Source organism: Kribbella sp. NPDC002412, assembly GCF_053592935.1.
In genome coordinates this window covers 21,326-34,800 of sequence record NZ_JBSFBL010000005.1, presented here as the reverse complement: position 1 = coordinate 34,800, position 13,475 = coordinate 21,326, and the positions used below count along the sequence as shown (strand labels likewise).

The following is a 13,475-nucleotide window of genomic DNA, read 5'->3' as shown; positions in this document are numbered from 1 at the left end:
CCGGTACGGATAAAACGAGAATCCCTCAGCGGAGTCACGTTACAGAGCCGTCTCGGCACTCCACGTGATCGTTACCCAGGGCAACTAACCGTCACCCGACCGGTACGACGACGGTCCCTTTTGCGCGCGTGATCACAAGCGGCTCGGCCAGCACCTCGGCCGCCGACTCCGACACGTCCGGCCGGCCCCGGCAGACCACCGAGGCGCTGAAGTCGAGCTCCCGGCTGCGGTTGCCGACCCGGCTGATCGTCGCCGTCACCTCGACCACGTCCCCGGCCCGCAGCGGCTGCAGGAACTGCACGTCGGAGTACGACGCGAACAGCCCCTCGTCGCCGTCAGCCTGGATGCACACCTCGGTCGCGACGTCACCGAACAGGCCGAGCACGTAGGCGCCGTCGACCAGGTTGCCGGCGTAGTGCGCGTGGCTGTACGGCACGTACCGCCGATGCGTGACACTCAACCCGATAGTTGCCTTCGACACCTATGCGCTCCTCTTGCCGGTCGTCTGCTTGCGTCGAGTCACGAGTGCGTCGACCAGGTAACTGGCCACCTCGCCAGGAGTGGTGCCGCGGCCGAACACCCGGTCCACCCCGAGCTCGCCGGCCATCTGCTCGGTGAAACGGGGGCCGCCGGCAACCAGCACCGGCCGGGCGTCCTCGGGATAGGCCTCGCGGAACGCGGCCGACATCTCCTTGGTGTTCAGCACGTGCGCCTCCCGCTGGGTGACCACCTGCGACACCAGGATCGCGTCCGCCTTCTCCGCCCGGGCCCGCCGGACCAGCTCCGGTACGGCGACCTGCGCGCCGAGGTTCACCACCTTCAGCTCGCGGTAGTACTCCAGGCCCTTCTCCCCCGCGAACCCCTTGATGTTCATGATCGCGTCGATGCCGACCGTGTGCGCGTCGGTGCCGATGCACGCGCCGACGATGGTCAGCCGGCGGCGCAGCGTCTTGCGGATCGCGAGGTTGACCTCCTTCGGCGACAGCAGCGGATAGTCGCGCTCGATCACCTCGACCTTGCTGGTGTCGACCAGGTGGTTCACCGGGCCGTACACGACGAAGAAGGTGAAGTCCGGCCCCATCGCCTTGGCGTGCACGACCAGCGCCGGGTCCATGCCCATCTTGTTCGCCAGCTGGACGGCGGCGCCCTCGGCCCGCTTGTCGTGCGGGATCGGCAACGTGAACGACATCTGCACCATGCCGTCGCCGGTGGTGTCGCCGTACGGCCGGATGATGCTCACTGGCCCTCCTCCAACAGCTCGATCGCCGGGTTGTAGTACTCCCCCGACTTGCGCGCGACCCCGTCCAGGCCGCGGCCGGCGTCGGAAGGGCGCTTCATCAGACCGAAGGTGCCGTCGCCGATCGCGTTCAGCAGGCCGTCGTCGACGATCTCCTCCAGCAGCTCGACCGACTCGGCGAGCACCTGGCGGGCGCGGGAGGCGATGAAGCCGTTCGGCTCCGGCCGGAAGTCCTCGTGAAGGTTGCCCGCGGCACCCAGAACGTAGCGGACGTTCTGCAGGGCGAGGTCGCGGTCGGAGATCCACGGCGTCACCACCGCCTCGGTCATCATGCCGACCAGCAGGATTCCCTGACCGGTCATCGCGCCGACCAGGTTGAAGAACCCGTCCAGCAGGTAGCCGCGGAACACGTCGCCGGTCATGTGCCGGGTCGGCGGCATCCACTTCAGCGGCGCGGCCGGGAACAGCTGCCGGGCCAGCATCGCGTGCGCCAGCTCGAGCCGGAACGAGTCCGGCAGGTCCGGGTTGATCTCGAACGCGTGCCCGAGGCCGAGCTGCCAGTCCTCCAGCCCGGCCTCCTTGGCGAAGTACTCGTTCAGCAGCTGCGACACGGTCACCGTGTGCGCGGCCTCGACCGCGTCCGCGGTGGTCAGGTAGTTGTCCTCGCCGGTGTTGATGATGATCCCGGCGCGGGCGTGGATCTGCCGGCTGAACCGCTGGTCGACGAAGGTGCGGATCGGGTTGATGTCGCGGAACAGGATCCCGTACATCGAGTCGTTCAGCATCATGTCCAGCCGCTCGAGCCCGGCCAGCGTCGCGATCTCCGGCATGCACAGCCCGGACGCGTAGTTGGTCAGCCGGACGTATCTCCCCAGCTCCCGAGAGGACTCGTCCAACGCGGCCCGCATCAGCCGGAAGTTCTCCTGCGTCGCGTAGGTCCCGGCGAACCCTTCACGCGTCGCGCCTTCCGGCACGTAGTCGAGCAGCGACTGCCCGGTCGACCGGATCACCGCGATGATGTCCGCGCCCTCGCGCGCGGCCGCCTGCGCCTGCGGGATGTCCTCGTAGATGTCGCCGGTGGCAACGATCAGGTAGATCCACGGCCGCTGCTCCGGGTCCCCGTGCCGCTTGATCAGCCGGTCCCGTTCCCGCCGCCGCGCGTCGATCCGCTTCAGCCCGGCGGCCGCCGCCTTCCGTGCCGCGGACCGCGCCCGTACGGCGTCTCGTCCCTCAGGCAACCGGAACGTCACGGACCCCGAGGCGGCCTTCTGCGCAAGGACGCTGAGGTCCTCGGCATCGCCGCGAGCCAGCGCATCCCACACCGGCAGCGCGAGACCGTGCTCGAGCCCGACGTCCGCGCGGACCGTGTCCGCGAGCCGGTTGACCCACGGGATGCCTTCGGAGTCCGCGCCGGTCAGCCCGGCCAGCCGCAGGACCGCCCGCTCGACCGACACCGTGGTGTGCTGCCGCGCCAGGTTGACGATCGGCCGCCCGGCCTTGCGCGCCAGGCTGCGCGCCTTCCGGACGGTGACCGGATCCAGGTCGAGCTTCTTCACTGTGACCACTTCTGGGACCATCCCTCGGCTTCGTAGACGACACGGCCACCGACGACCGTCCGCAAGCAGGTAGGTATTCCGGCCGTCAGGTCCGGGAGCACCGGCACGCCGGCCCGCGGGTCCGTCGACCAGGCCGCGACGCGCGAGTCGGGTGTCTGGACGACCAGCTCCGCATCGCTCTCCCAGATCGCGTACGTCGCCGCGGTGCTGGGCGCGAGGACGCCGGCATCATCGATTCCCGCCGCCCGCCAGCCACCACGGGTGTGCGCTTGGAACGCGGCCCGCACGGTGATCCGCTCCCCCTGCTCGTGGTGGAACGCGGCCGCCCGCACGGCCTCCCAGCCGCCGAGCTCGGTCACCGGCGAGTCGGAGCCGAAGGCAAGGACCACGCCGGCGCGGGCCAGCGACCCGAACGGGTTCATGCCCTGCCACCGGTCCCCCACGCGCTCGGCGTACATGTCGTCCGGCCCACCCCAGAGCGCGTCGAACATCGGCTGCACGCTGGCCACGACACCACAGCGCGCCAGCGTCGCGATCACGTCCGCGCTGGGCATCTCGACGTGCTCGAGCCGGTGCCGCGCGGCGACGAGGGCCTGAGCGCCCACCTTCTCCGCGGCGAGCTCGAAGCCGCGCGCAATGTTGTCGAGGGCCTGGTCGCCGATGCAGTGGAAGCCGGCCTGCACGTTCCGCTCGGTCGCCGCGATGACGTGCTCGGCGATCTCCTCGGCGGTCAGGTAGGCGTGGCCACGGTGGTCGGCGCGATCGGCGTACGACTCGCGGAGGGCCGCCGTCCGTGATCCGAGGGCGCCATCCGCGTTGAGGTCGCCGGCGAGACCGGCCAGGCCGTAGGTCTCGACGTGCTCGAAGGCGCCCGGCTCGCCCCAGTACAGGGTCGCCGACAGGCCGAGCTCGTCGGCCACCTCACGGATGATCGGCAGTTCCCACAGCGGTCCGATGTGCGGCGCCGCCATCTCGTGGAACGCCCCGATGCCACGGGACGCCATCGCGTGCAGCGCGGCCTTCACATCAGCACGCCGCTGGTCCGGCCCGATCAGCTCGCTCAGCGCGTCCCGTACGGCGTGATGCGCGTCCCGCTCCACTCGGCCGCTCACGTCGTACCCGGCTCCGGTTGCGGCCGGGACGAAGGCCGACGAGATCACCCCGGAGTGGCCGTCGACTCGGGAAATGTAGACGCGGCGACCGCCGGCCGCGCGGTCCAGCTCCTCCGCGGTCGGCGGGCGACCCTCGGGCCACTTGGTCTCGTCCCAGCCGGCGCCGTCGATCACCGCGTCGGCCGGCAGGTTGGCCGCGAACGCCGCGAGCTTGTCGAGTGCTTCGGCGAGGGACGCCGTACCCGCGAGGTCGAGGCCGGTCAGCAGCGCGCCGGTCTGGGCGGTGTGGACGTGGGCGTCGACGAAGGCCGGCGTGACCAGCTTGCCGTCGAGGTCGATCACCTCGTCCGCGCCGTCGGCGTACGACGAGGCGCCGGTGTCGTCACCGAGCCAGGTGACCACACCGTCGTCGAACGCGATCGCGGTCGCGTGCGGGTCGGCGGGAGAGTAGACGGAACCGTTCGTCAGAAGTGTGCGCACGGCTCAATCCTCCGCCAGCCTGCTTTCGAACAGTTCGCGGACACCCGGCTCAGTGCGCAACAGCTCCATCGCGTAGTCCGCATGCCCCGGCACGTACCCGTTGCCGACCAGCATGGTCACGTCCGCCGCCAGACCCTCCGCACCGAGCGCAGCGGCCGAGAACGACGTCGCCATCGAGAAGAAGATCACAGTGCCACCGGCCGCGGTCGCGAGCACGGCGCCGTGCTCGCACCCAGGTACGTCGACGCACACGACGGTGATGTCCGCCGGTCCCCCGGCCTGCTCGACCGCTTCGGCGAGAGCGACCGGGTCACGCGCGTCGGCCAGCGCGACCGTGTCGGCCAGACCTGCCGCGGTCAGTCGGTCCGACTCGTGCTGCAGCGGCACGATCCCGATCGTCCGGGCGGCGCCTGCATGCCGCGCTGCGGCCAGCGACAGCGACCCGCTTTTACCTGCGCCGCCAATTACTGACACGACAGGTTTTATGCCTTTGTCGACATACTGGCGGACCACACGGGCGGTCAGCGCCGGCGCGCCGCACACGTCCATGACCGCCAGCGACAGCTCCGGCTTCAGGTCGTCCGGGAGCTTCGCCACGATCGACCGGGCGAACAGAATCGCGTGCCCCCGGGCCGGCACCTGCTCGCTCTTGCCGTCCCAGCTCGCCAGGCCGTCGGTGATCTGCAGCGGCGTCAGCGTGAGTGAGACCAAGGTCGCAACGCGGTCGCCGGGCGCGACGCCGAGCGGCGACTCCGGGCCGACCTCCTCGACCACTCCGACGAGCATCCCGCCGGACCCGGTGACCGGGTTCTGCATCTTGCCGCGTGCCGCGACGATGTCGAGCACCGCCTGGCGGACCGCCGTACCGTCGCCGCCGTGCGCCTCGGCGAGCTGGCGGTAGGAGGCGGCGTCCAGGTTCAGCCGCTCGACCGCGATGCGGACCTCGTCCGGCCAGATCTCGGGACGAGCGTCGAGTTTCTCCGCCGCCTGCGGCAACACGCCGGACGGGGCGATCACACGGTGCAGTCCTACCGGGCTAGACGACACGGGGCCTCCTTCACGAGTCAGGCAAAATACTACTCAGATCGCGGTCTGACGAGAATTCTTGCGGCGTACTGTTGGATCTGAGGGAAGTTCTATCGCTATCCTCACACTAGACCGCATCGCCCCTGAAGCCCCGGAGGCCTCTGTGACCGACCTGATCAGCCCCGCTGTGCCGCCTTCGGGTGGCGCCGTACCGCAGCCGGACGACCTCGCCGGCCAGCCGTACGCGTACCGGCGAGCCGAGCTGGTGGAGCCGGACTGGACCCGCATCCCCGGGTGGAAGGACGTGACCGCCGAGGAGTGGCGGTCGGTGCAGTGGCAGCGCGCGCACTGCGTGAAGAACGTCAAGCAGTTGCGCGAGGTGATGGGCGACCTGCTCGAGGAGCGGCTCTACGACGACCTCGCCCGGGACCAGGCCGAGCGGGCGACGATGTCGATGCTGCTGCCGCCGCAGATGCTGAACACGATCGTCCCGCACGGCGCCGAGGACTACACCGATGCGTTCTACGCCGACCCGGTCCGCCGCTACATGCTTCCGGTGTTCAGTGACCGTCGTACCGACTGGCCGTCGCACCCGCACGCGACTCGGGACTCGCTGCACGAGCACGAGATGTGGGCCACGGAGGGGTTGACCCACCGCTACCCGACGAAGGTGCTGGCGGAGGTCTTGCCGACCTGCCCGCAGTACTGCGGTCACTGCACCCGGATGGACCTGGTCGGCAACTCCACGCCGGTCATCGACAAGCTGAAGTTCGTCGCCAAGCCGCAGGCCCGGCTCGACGCGATGCTCGACTACCTGCGCCGTACGCCGGGAGTCCGCGACGTCGTCGTGTCGGGTGGCGACGTGGCCAACATGCCGTGGCCGCGGCTGGAGGCCTTCCTCAGCAGCCTGCTGGAGATCGAGAACATCCGCGACATCCGGCTCGCCACCAAGGCGCTGATGGGCATGCCGCAGCACTGGCTGTCGGACGACGTCCGGGCCGGTGTCGAGCGGGTCAGCCGGACCGCCCGCGAGCGCGGCGTGATGATGGCCATCCACACCCACGTGAACGCGGCGCAGTCGGTGACGCCGCTGGTGGCCGAGGCAACGAAGGCGATGTTCGAGGCCGGCATCCGGGACGTGCGCAACCAGGGTGTGCTGATGCGCGGCGTGAACGACTCGGTGCCACAGCTGCTCGACCTGTGCTTCGCGCTCCTCGATGGCGCGACGATCACGCCGTACTACTTCTACATGTGCGACATGATCCCGTTCTCCGAGCACTGGCGGGTCTCGGTGCGCGACGCGCAGCACCTGCAGCACGGCATGCTCGGCTACCTGCCCGGCTTCGCCACCCCGCGCATCGTCTGCGACGTCCCGTACGTCGGCAAGCGCTGGGTGCACCAGCTGTCCGAGTACGACGAGGTCCGCGGCATCTCGTACTGGAAGAAGAACTACCGCACCGGGATCGAGCACCAGGACCCGGAGGCGCTGAACCGGACCTACGAGTACTACGACCCGATCGACACCCTGCCCGCCGCCGGCCAGGAGTGGTGGAAGCAGCACGCCGGCACCTCGCTGGCCGAGGCCGAGAAGCGCGCCGCCGCCTCCCGCCAGGCCGCCGAGTCCCAGAAGCTGCTGCAGATCAACTAACCCGATCCCGTCTTCGGTGCCACCAATGCAGGGGGTGGCACCGGAGGCGTTGCACCTTCCCGCGATCCCCGCTCCGGCGTCTAGGTCGGGGTGCCGATCAGGTCTGGCAGCTGGGCGAAGGAATTGATGCTTGGGCCGGTCCAGCTCGGGTCGCTGTCGGAGTGTTCGGTGGTGCGGATCGCGTGCATGCCGAGGGCCGCGGCTCCTGGGAGCTCCTTGTCGTTGCCGTCGCCGATGTAGACGCAGTCACCCGGCTCGACGTTGAGGGCGTCGCACGCTGCCAGGTAGATCTTGGGCTCCGGCTTCGCGGCGCCGACCTCGGCGGAGAAGGCTGTGGCCTCGAAGTACGGCGGGAGCGGGCTGTGGGACCACTGGAGCTGGGTCTCCGACGTGATGTTGCTGACCAGGCCGAGCCGCCAGCCGGCCGAGCGCAAAGTCTCCAACGCGGACAGCGTGCCGGCCGGAGCGGCGTTGAGCAGGCGCCGGGAGAGGTCGCGGCGCAGGGCCGTTGCGTCGAGCACCTGCTGGTCCGAGGGATCCGCCCCGGTGCGCCGGGCGATCACCCGGAGGGTGCTGGGCAGGTCGCCGTACGCGCCGGTGAAACGCTCGTACGACGTCGCCGCGAACTCCCGCGTGAAGGCCTCGGCATCCACGCCGAGCACCTCCGACATCGCCACGTTGACCACGTCGCGCTCGGCGTCCCCACTGGGCACGAGCGTGCTGAACAGGTCGACCAGTAGCGCCTTCACAGGGCCGGCGGACGGCGCTCGTACGGTGTGCTGAGGACGATCGTGGTCGTGGTGGACACGTTGGCGCGGGCGCGGATGACGGCCAGCAGGTTCTCCAGGGCGCCCGGTGAGGCGACCCGGACGACCAGGATGTAGCTGGAGTCGCCGGCCACCGAGTAGCAGGACTCGATCTCGCGGACCTCACGGAGCCGCTCGGGCGAGTCGTCCGGCTGGGAGGGGTCGATCGGCCGGATCGAGATCAGCGCGGTGAGCGGCAGGTCGAGGGCGGTGTGGTCGACCGTTGCCGCGTACCCCTGGATGATGCCGCGCTGCTCCAGCCGCTTGACCCGCTGGTGCACGGCCGAGGTGGACAGGCCGGTCGCCTTGCCCAGGTCGGTGAAGCTCATCCGGCCGTCGGTCGCCAGCAAGCCCACGATCTTGCGGTCAAGTTCCTCCACGCCCACGACATTACTGGAGCGACACCCCGGATCGCTTGCCTTCTCACGTCAGCGGTCCAGTGTCAGCACCACCCCGGCGTGGTCGGACGGCCACAGACCGGTGACCGCATCCTGGTCTCCGCTCTCGTCCCCGGTCACCTCGCCCGCGATCACCCGGACCTGCGTACCGGGGGCCGGTCGCGCGAAGATCATGTCGATCCGGTGGTCGAACGACGGTGGTGGCGGCTCGTCCACGGTCTCGTTCAGCCCGGACGTCCAGCCCTGGTTCGCCGGCCGCCAGGTCAGCCACAGATCGGTGAACCCACCCGGGCCGACGATGAAGTTGTACGGCCCGTTGTGCGGCGTACCGAGTGGATCGGTCGGTTTCACCGTGCTGTTCAGCGGATCGGAGTTGCAGTCACAGCCGATGATCGTGGTCCGGCCGCGGTCGCCCGCCGGGCCGGCCAGCAGCTCCATGGCCTGCGCCAGCGCGAGGTCTGAGCTGAACGCCTCCAAGTGGGTGTTCACGAAACGGAACGACCGGCCGGACCCGTGCGCCACGTCGACCCAGTTGTACCCACGGGTGAACGTCGCCGGCAAACCTGCCACCGTGAGGACCAGTTTCGCGTTGTACTGCCCGCCGCCGGAGTCCAGGACCCGCAGGTTGCTGCTGGCCCGCAGCAGCACCACATCCCGGATAGTGAGCCGCACGTCCCGCCCCTGGGTCGCCGTGCCGGTGAAGGGGTTGCCGACGAACGACGGCGCCTCGACGTCGGACTCCTCCTGCACGGCGACCGCCTTGTACGGAACACCTGCTTGGCGGAGGTCCTGCAGCAGGATCGCGAGGAAGTCGTAGTCCACCGTGGTCGCGTTCAGCGCGCCCGGGGTGCCGGCACCCGGCAGCTCCAGCGGACCGTGCCGCCAGAGCGCGACCTCCTGCAGACCGATCAGGTCCGGTTTCACCTCGGCGATCTCCGTCGCGAGCAGCTCGCTGCGGCGCGGGAAGTTCGTCCGGTCCACGATGGCACGGGTGACGTGGTTCGCGTTGCCGAGCGCGACGAACGCGGCGGCACCGGTCAGCCCGGCGGTCGCCCGGATCGGCCGCTGGATGTCGGCGCCCAGGTAGATGTTGCGGGTCATCACGGCGACCGGCTTGTCCGCGACAGCCTGTGCCGGCCCGGCCTGCAGGGGGACGGCCAGCAGCCCCAGGACCGTCGCCAGCCGCCACCACCACGATCGACTCATCTGGATCCCCTCCTCCGACTGACACCGATCCTTGGCGTACGACGCGCCCTTGGCAAGAACTCGGTCACGTCGCGGCCTGTCGGCGCGGCATGAAAGCATCACCCCATGGCTGAGACGGCGCAGCGCCTGATGCTGCTGGACACCGCGTCGCTGTACTTCCGCGCGTTCTTCGGCGTGCCGGACACGATGAAGGCCGCCGACGGGACGCCGACCAACGCGGTCCGCGGCCTGCTCGACTTCATCGCCCGGCTGACCGAGAACCACCGGCCGACCCACCTGGTCGCCTGCTGGGACGACAACTGGCGGCCGTCCTGGCGGGTCGCGCTGATCCCGTCGTACAAGGCGCAGCGGGTCGAGTTCGTCACCGCGAAGGGTGAGCAGGTCGAGGACGTGCCGGACCGGCTCGAGGTCCAGGTGCCCTACATCCGGGCCTGCCTGGAGGCGCTCGGGATCGCGGTCGTCGGCGCCGCGGACCACGAGGCGGACGACGTGATCGGCACGCTGTGCCACCAGGCGACCATGCCGGTGGACGTGGTCACCGGTGACCGCGACCTGTTCCAGCTGATCGACGACAGCCGCGGCATCCGCGTCGTCTACACCGCCGCGCGCGGCGTCGGCCGCGCCGATGTGTACGACGAGAAGGCGCTGCTCGCCAAGTACGAGATCCCCGCAAACCGGTACGCCGACTTCGCCACGCTCCGCGGCGACGCCTCGGACGGCCTGCCCGGTGTGAAGGGCGTCGGCGAGAAGACGGCCGCCTCGCTCGTCACGGCGTACGGCGACCTGGACGGCATCCGCGCGGCGGCGGCCGACCCGAGCACGCCGATGGCGCCGTCGGTGAAGCGGAAGATCCTGGACGCGAGCGACTACCTCGACGTCGCCACGAAGGTCGTCGCGGTGGCCAAGGACGCCCCGGTCGGGACGTTCGACGCGACCATCCCGCACGAGGTGAAGGACCCCGAGCGCTGGCTCGACCTCATCGAGCTCCTCGAGCTCGGCGGCAGCGCCCAGCGCGTGATGTCCGCCCTCAACCTGGGTCCCAAGGCGTGAGCACGCGCGAGCTCGCCGAGCGGTTCCGCGGCGAGATCGTCGAGCTGCGCCGCGCGCTCCACCAGGTCCCGGAGTACGACCTCGACCTGCCCAAGACGCAGCAGCTGGTCCTGAACGCGCTCGAGGGCCTGCCGCTCGAGATCACCCTCGGCAAGGAGCTGTCCTCGGTGACGGCCGTGCTGCGCGGCGGCCGTGGACCGGGCCCGGTCGTGCTGCTGCGCGGCGACATGGACGCGCTCCCGGTCACCGAGCGGACCGCCGTTCCGTACATCTCCCAGCACCCGGGGATGATGCATGCCTGCGGCCATGACCTGCACGTCGCCGGACTGGTCGGCGCGGCGAAGATCCTGTCCGCGCTGAAGGACGAGCTCCCCGGCGACGTGGTCTTCATGTTCCAGCCCGGTGAGGAGACCAGCGGCGGCGCGCCGATCATGATCCGCGAAGGCGTGCTCGACGCGGCCGGGCGGCGCGCGGACGCGGCCTACGGGCTGCATGTCGGGTCCGCCAACCAGCCGTTGGGGATGTGGAGCAGCAGACCCGGCCCGTTCATGGCCGCGGCCGACCAGCTGCACGTCCGCGTCGTCGGAGCGGGCACGCACGGCGCGACGCCGTACCGTGGCAAGGACCCGATTCCGGTGCTCTGCGAGATCGTCGGCGCCTTGCAGGCCATGGTGACGCGGCAGTTCGACGTGTTCGACCCGGTCGTGCTCACCGTCGGGCGGATCGCGGGCGGGACGAAGGAGAACATCATCCCGGACGACGCGTTCTTCGACGCGACGATCCGGACCTTCTCCGAGACGGCCCGGACGAAGATCCAGCAGGCCTCGACCCAGCTGGTCGAGGGACTGGCGGCGGCGCACGGGCTCACGGCCGAGGTGACCTACCAGCTCGGCTACCCGGTGACGGTCAACGACGCCGCGGAGTTCGAGTTCGCCCGGGCCACGATCGTGGACCTGTTCGGCGCCGACCGGTTCCGCGAGCGTCCCAATCCGCGCTGCGGCGCCGAGGACATGTCCTACGTCCTGCAGGAGGTTCCCGGCGTCTACCTCAACATCAGCGCCTGCCGCTCCGCCGACCCGGACGCCGCCGCCGACAACCACTCGCCGCTGGCCGACTTCGACGACTCGATCCTCCCGGACGCGTCCGCCCTGCTGGCCGAGCTGGCCGTTCGGCGTCTCGCCCGAAGCTGACGACAGCTAACCCGCCTTCGCGCGGGTCCAGGCCAGCGCGGACAGGCCGATGCCAAGCACAGTCGTCAGCGCCGCAGCCAGGTAGACCGCAGACAGCCCCGGTCCGGCGATCACGCGGCCGCCCAGCCAGCCGGCAAAGGCGGCCGCGACCTGGTACGCCGAAGCATTGACAGCAATCGCCAGCGTCGGAGCCGCGACCGCGGTGGCCAGGACCCGCGACTGCATACCCGGGATCACGGAGAAGCCGACAGCACCGGCGGCGAAGACCAGGACGCCGGTGAGCACCGCGTTCGGGCTTGCCCACAAGGCGACGAGCAGGGCCACCAGCAGGACCAACGCCACGAGCTGCGAGGCGAACAACGCGCGGTCCGCGAGGCGTCCGCCGACCAGGTTGCCGATGGTCGCGCCGACGCCGTACACCAGCAGCATCGGGGCGACTGCCGAGGTCGCGAACGAGCCGGGGCCGGTGAGCAGCGGGGCGAGGTAGGTGAACACCATCAGCAGGCCGATGTTCGCGACTGCTGTGATGGCGATCGCGAGGAGCAGGTCCCGGTCGCGGAAGACGGCGAACTCGCTCAACGCCCGGCTCCGCACCCCCGTCTCACTGGCCGGCACCAGCCACCTGACCAGCAACAGACCAGCTGCGCAGCACGCCGTGATCGCAGCGAAGGTGGCACGCCAGCCGAAGGCGTCACCGATCCACGTCCCGAGCGGCGCGCCGAGGATCATCGCCAGGTTCATGCCGAAGGCAAGCTTCGCGACCGTGGCGCCTTGTTTCTCCGGCGGGGCGGCGGAGACCGCGATCACGATCGCGTTGGCGAAGAAGGTCGAGGTGACCAGCGCTGTCACGACCCGCGCCGCGAACAGGACGCCGTACCCGGGAGCCAGCGCCGAGAGCAGGTTGCCGGCGACCGCGACAGCCAGCAGGGCGAGCACCAGCGGCTTGCGCGGCCGGCCCGCGGTGAGGGCCGTCAGCAACGGTCCGCCGACGATCATGCCGAGCGCGTACGCCGTCACGAGCAAGCCGGCGGCCGGGATCGACACCTCCAGGTCGTCGGCGACCGCGGGCAGGATGCCGGCCAGGACGAACTCGCCGGTGGTGACGCCGAAGACGCAGACCAGCAGCGCCGGCAGCGGGCCGCGCATCACAGCGCAGCGATGGTGCCGTCGACCACGTCGAGCAGTGCCTGCCGGTCGTCGGTGACCTTGGCCAGCACGCGCAGCCCGTAGTACGCGCTCTGGAACATCCGTGCGACCTGCGTGGGCGACCGGTCCGCCGACAGCTCGCCGGACTCCTGCCCGATCGTGATCAGGGCGACGAGCGCTTCCTCGAGATCCTTGAACTGCCGATGGACCAGCCCGGCGACGTCGCCCGTCCGGCCACTGGTCTCGGTCGCGGCATTGAGCGCGAGGCAGCCGCGCCGACCAGGATCGCTCAGGTCGACCTCGACCATGCTGAGCATCAGGCTCCGCAGCCGGTCGCGGACTGAGCCGTCGGTGGGCGCCAGCTCGTCCAGTTGCTGCGCTGCTCGGGTGGCGGCGTACCGCTTGATCGCCTGCTCGTAGATCGCGTGCTTGCTCGCGTAGGCGTTGTACAGACTCCCCCGCTGCAATCCCGTGCGCTCACAGAGGTCCTGAGTGGTGGTCGCTTCGTACCCCTTCTCCCAGAACACCTCCATCGCCGCGTCGAGGACGGCGCTGTCGCTGAACTTCCGAGGTCTGGCCACGACCTCACGCTAACGTGTTTTTGATCGTGCAGTCAAAAA

General features: G+C 70.1%; 13 protein-coding genes. 3 read left to right on the top strand and 10 right to left on the bottom strand.

The window, feature by feature from the left end:
- Positions 1-91: 91 nt before the first annotated feature.
- The 5 genes from kal to kdd are packed head-to-tail and all read right to left on the bottom strand — an operon-like array spanning position 92 to position 5,432.
- Positions 92-481, bottom strand: coding sequence for a 3-aminobutyryl-CoA ammonia lyase (gene kal / locus ACWCOV_RS05580; RefSeq protein ID WP_449828023.1), 390 nt, complete (start codon positions 479-481; stop codon positions 92-94).
- Positions 482-1,240 carry a lysine 5,6-aminomutase subunit beta gene (gene kamE / locus ACWCOV_RS05575; RefSeq protein ID WP_449828022.1) on the bottom strand — a complete coding sequence of 253 codons (759 nt, stop codon included), beginning with the start codon at positions 1,238-1,240 and terminating at the stop codon, positions 482-484. It lies immediately after the preceding gene.
- The gene (gene kamD, locus ACWCOV_RS05570; RefSeq protein WP_449828021.1) at positions 1,237-2,802 is read right to left on the bottom strand and encodes a lysine 5,6-aminomutase subunit alpha; all 1,566 of its coding nucleotides are present in this window, start codon (positions 2,800-2,802) and stop codon (positions 1,237-1,239) included. Before kamD ends, kamE begins: the two co-directional genes overlap by 4 nt.
- Positions 2,790-4,385 carry an amidohydrolase gene (locus tag ACWCOV_RS05565; RefSeq protein ID WP_449828020.1) on the bottom strand — a complete coding sequence of 532 codons (1,596 nt, stop codon included), beginning with the start codon at positions 4,383-4,385 and terminating at the stop codon, positions 2,790-2,792. The genes kamD and ACWCOV_RS05565 overlap by 13 nt, the downstream gene beginning before the upstream one ends.
- A 3-nt stretch (positions 4,386-4,388) precedes the next feature.
- Positions 4,389-5,432, bottom strand: coding sequence for an L-erythro-3,5-diaminohexanoate dehydrogenase (gene kdd / locus ACWCOV_RS05560; RefSeq protein ID WP_449828019.1), 1,044 nt, complete (start codon positions 5,430-5,432; stop codon positions 4,389-4,391).
- Positions 5,433-5,574: 142 nt separating this feature from the next.
- Between kdd and ACWCOV_RS05555 the strand changes: the two genes are divergently transcribed.
- On the top strand, positions 5,575-7,059 hold the full coding sequence (locus ACWCOV_RS05555; RefSeq protein WP_449828018.1) for a KamA family radical SAM protein: 1,485 nt from the start codon (positions 5,575-5,577) through the stop codon (positions 7,057-7,059).
- An 80-nt stretch (positions 7,060-7,139) separates the two neighbouring features.
- On the opposite strand, the gene ACWCOV_RS05550 is transcribed toward ACWCOV_RS05555, so the two are convergent.
- The 3 genes from ACWCOV_RS05550 to ACWCOV_RS05540 are packed head-to-tail and all read right to left on the bottom strand — an operon-like array spanning position 7,140 to position 9,469.
- Positions 7,140-7,808: an HAD family hydrolase gene (locus ACWCOV_RS05550; protein WP_449828017.1), complete on the bottom strand. Its 669-nt coding sequence runs from the start codon at positions 7,806-7,808 to the stop codon at positions 7,140-7,142.
- Entirely contained in the window at positions 7,805-8,245 is a 441-nt protein-coding gene (locus tag ACWCOV_RS05545) for an Lrp/AsnC family transcriptional regulator (protein ID WP_449828016.1), read from the bottom strand. The genes ACWCOV_RS05550 and ACWCOV_RS05545 overlap by 4 nt, the downstream gene beginning before the upstream one ends.
- Before the next feature lie 48 nt (positions 8,246-8,293).
- Positions 8,294-9,469: an endonuclease/exonuclease/phosphatase family protein gene (locus ACWCOV_RS05540; protein ID WP_449828015.1), complete on the bottom strand. Its 1,176-nt coding sequence runs from the start codon at positions 9,467-9,469 to the stop codon at positions 8,294-8,296.
- Between the two features lie 129 nt (positions 9,470-9,598).
- Here ACWCOV_RS05540 and ACWCOV_RS05535 point away from each other — a divergent pair, with 129 nt between their 5' ends.
- Together ACWCOV_RS05535 and ACWCOV_RS05530 are read left to right on the top strand one after the other, a co-directional pair.
- Complete coding sequence (locus ACWCOV_RS05535) at positions 9,599-10,519, top strand: 5'-3' exonuclease (RefSeq protein ID WP_449828205.1); 921 nt, start codon at positions 9,599-9,601, stop codon at positions 10,517-10,519.
- Positions 10,516-11,709 carry a M20 metallopeptidase family protein gene (locus ACWCOV_RS05530; protein WP_449828014.1) on the top strand — a complete coding sequence of 398 codons (1,194 nt, stop codon included), beginning with the start codon at positions 10,516-10,518 and terminating at the stop codon, positions 11,707-11,709. Before ACWCOV_RS05535 ends, ACWCOV_RS05530 begins: the two co-directional genes overlap by 4 nt.
- Positions 11,710-11,715: 6 nt before the next feature.
- Here the strand turns inward: ACWCOV_RS05530 and ACWCOV_RS05525 are convergent, their stop codons facing one another.
- Entirely contained in the window at positions 11,716-12,855 is a 1,140-nt protein-coding gene (locus tag ACWCOV_RS05525; RefSeq protein WP_449828013.1) for an MFS transporter, read from the bottom strand.
- Positions 12,855-13,436 (bottom strand): TetR/AcrR family transcriptional regulator, encoded by a 582-nt coding sequence (locus ACWCOV_RS05520; RefSeq protein WP_449828012.1) that lies wholly within the window; start codon positions 13,434-13,436, stop codon positions 12,855-12,857. The genes ACWCOV_RS05525 and ACWCOV_RS05520 overlap by 1 nt, the downstream gene beginning before the upstream one ends.
- Positions 13,437-13,475: the final 39 nt, after the last annotated feature.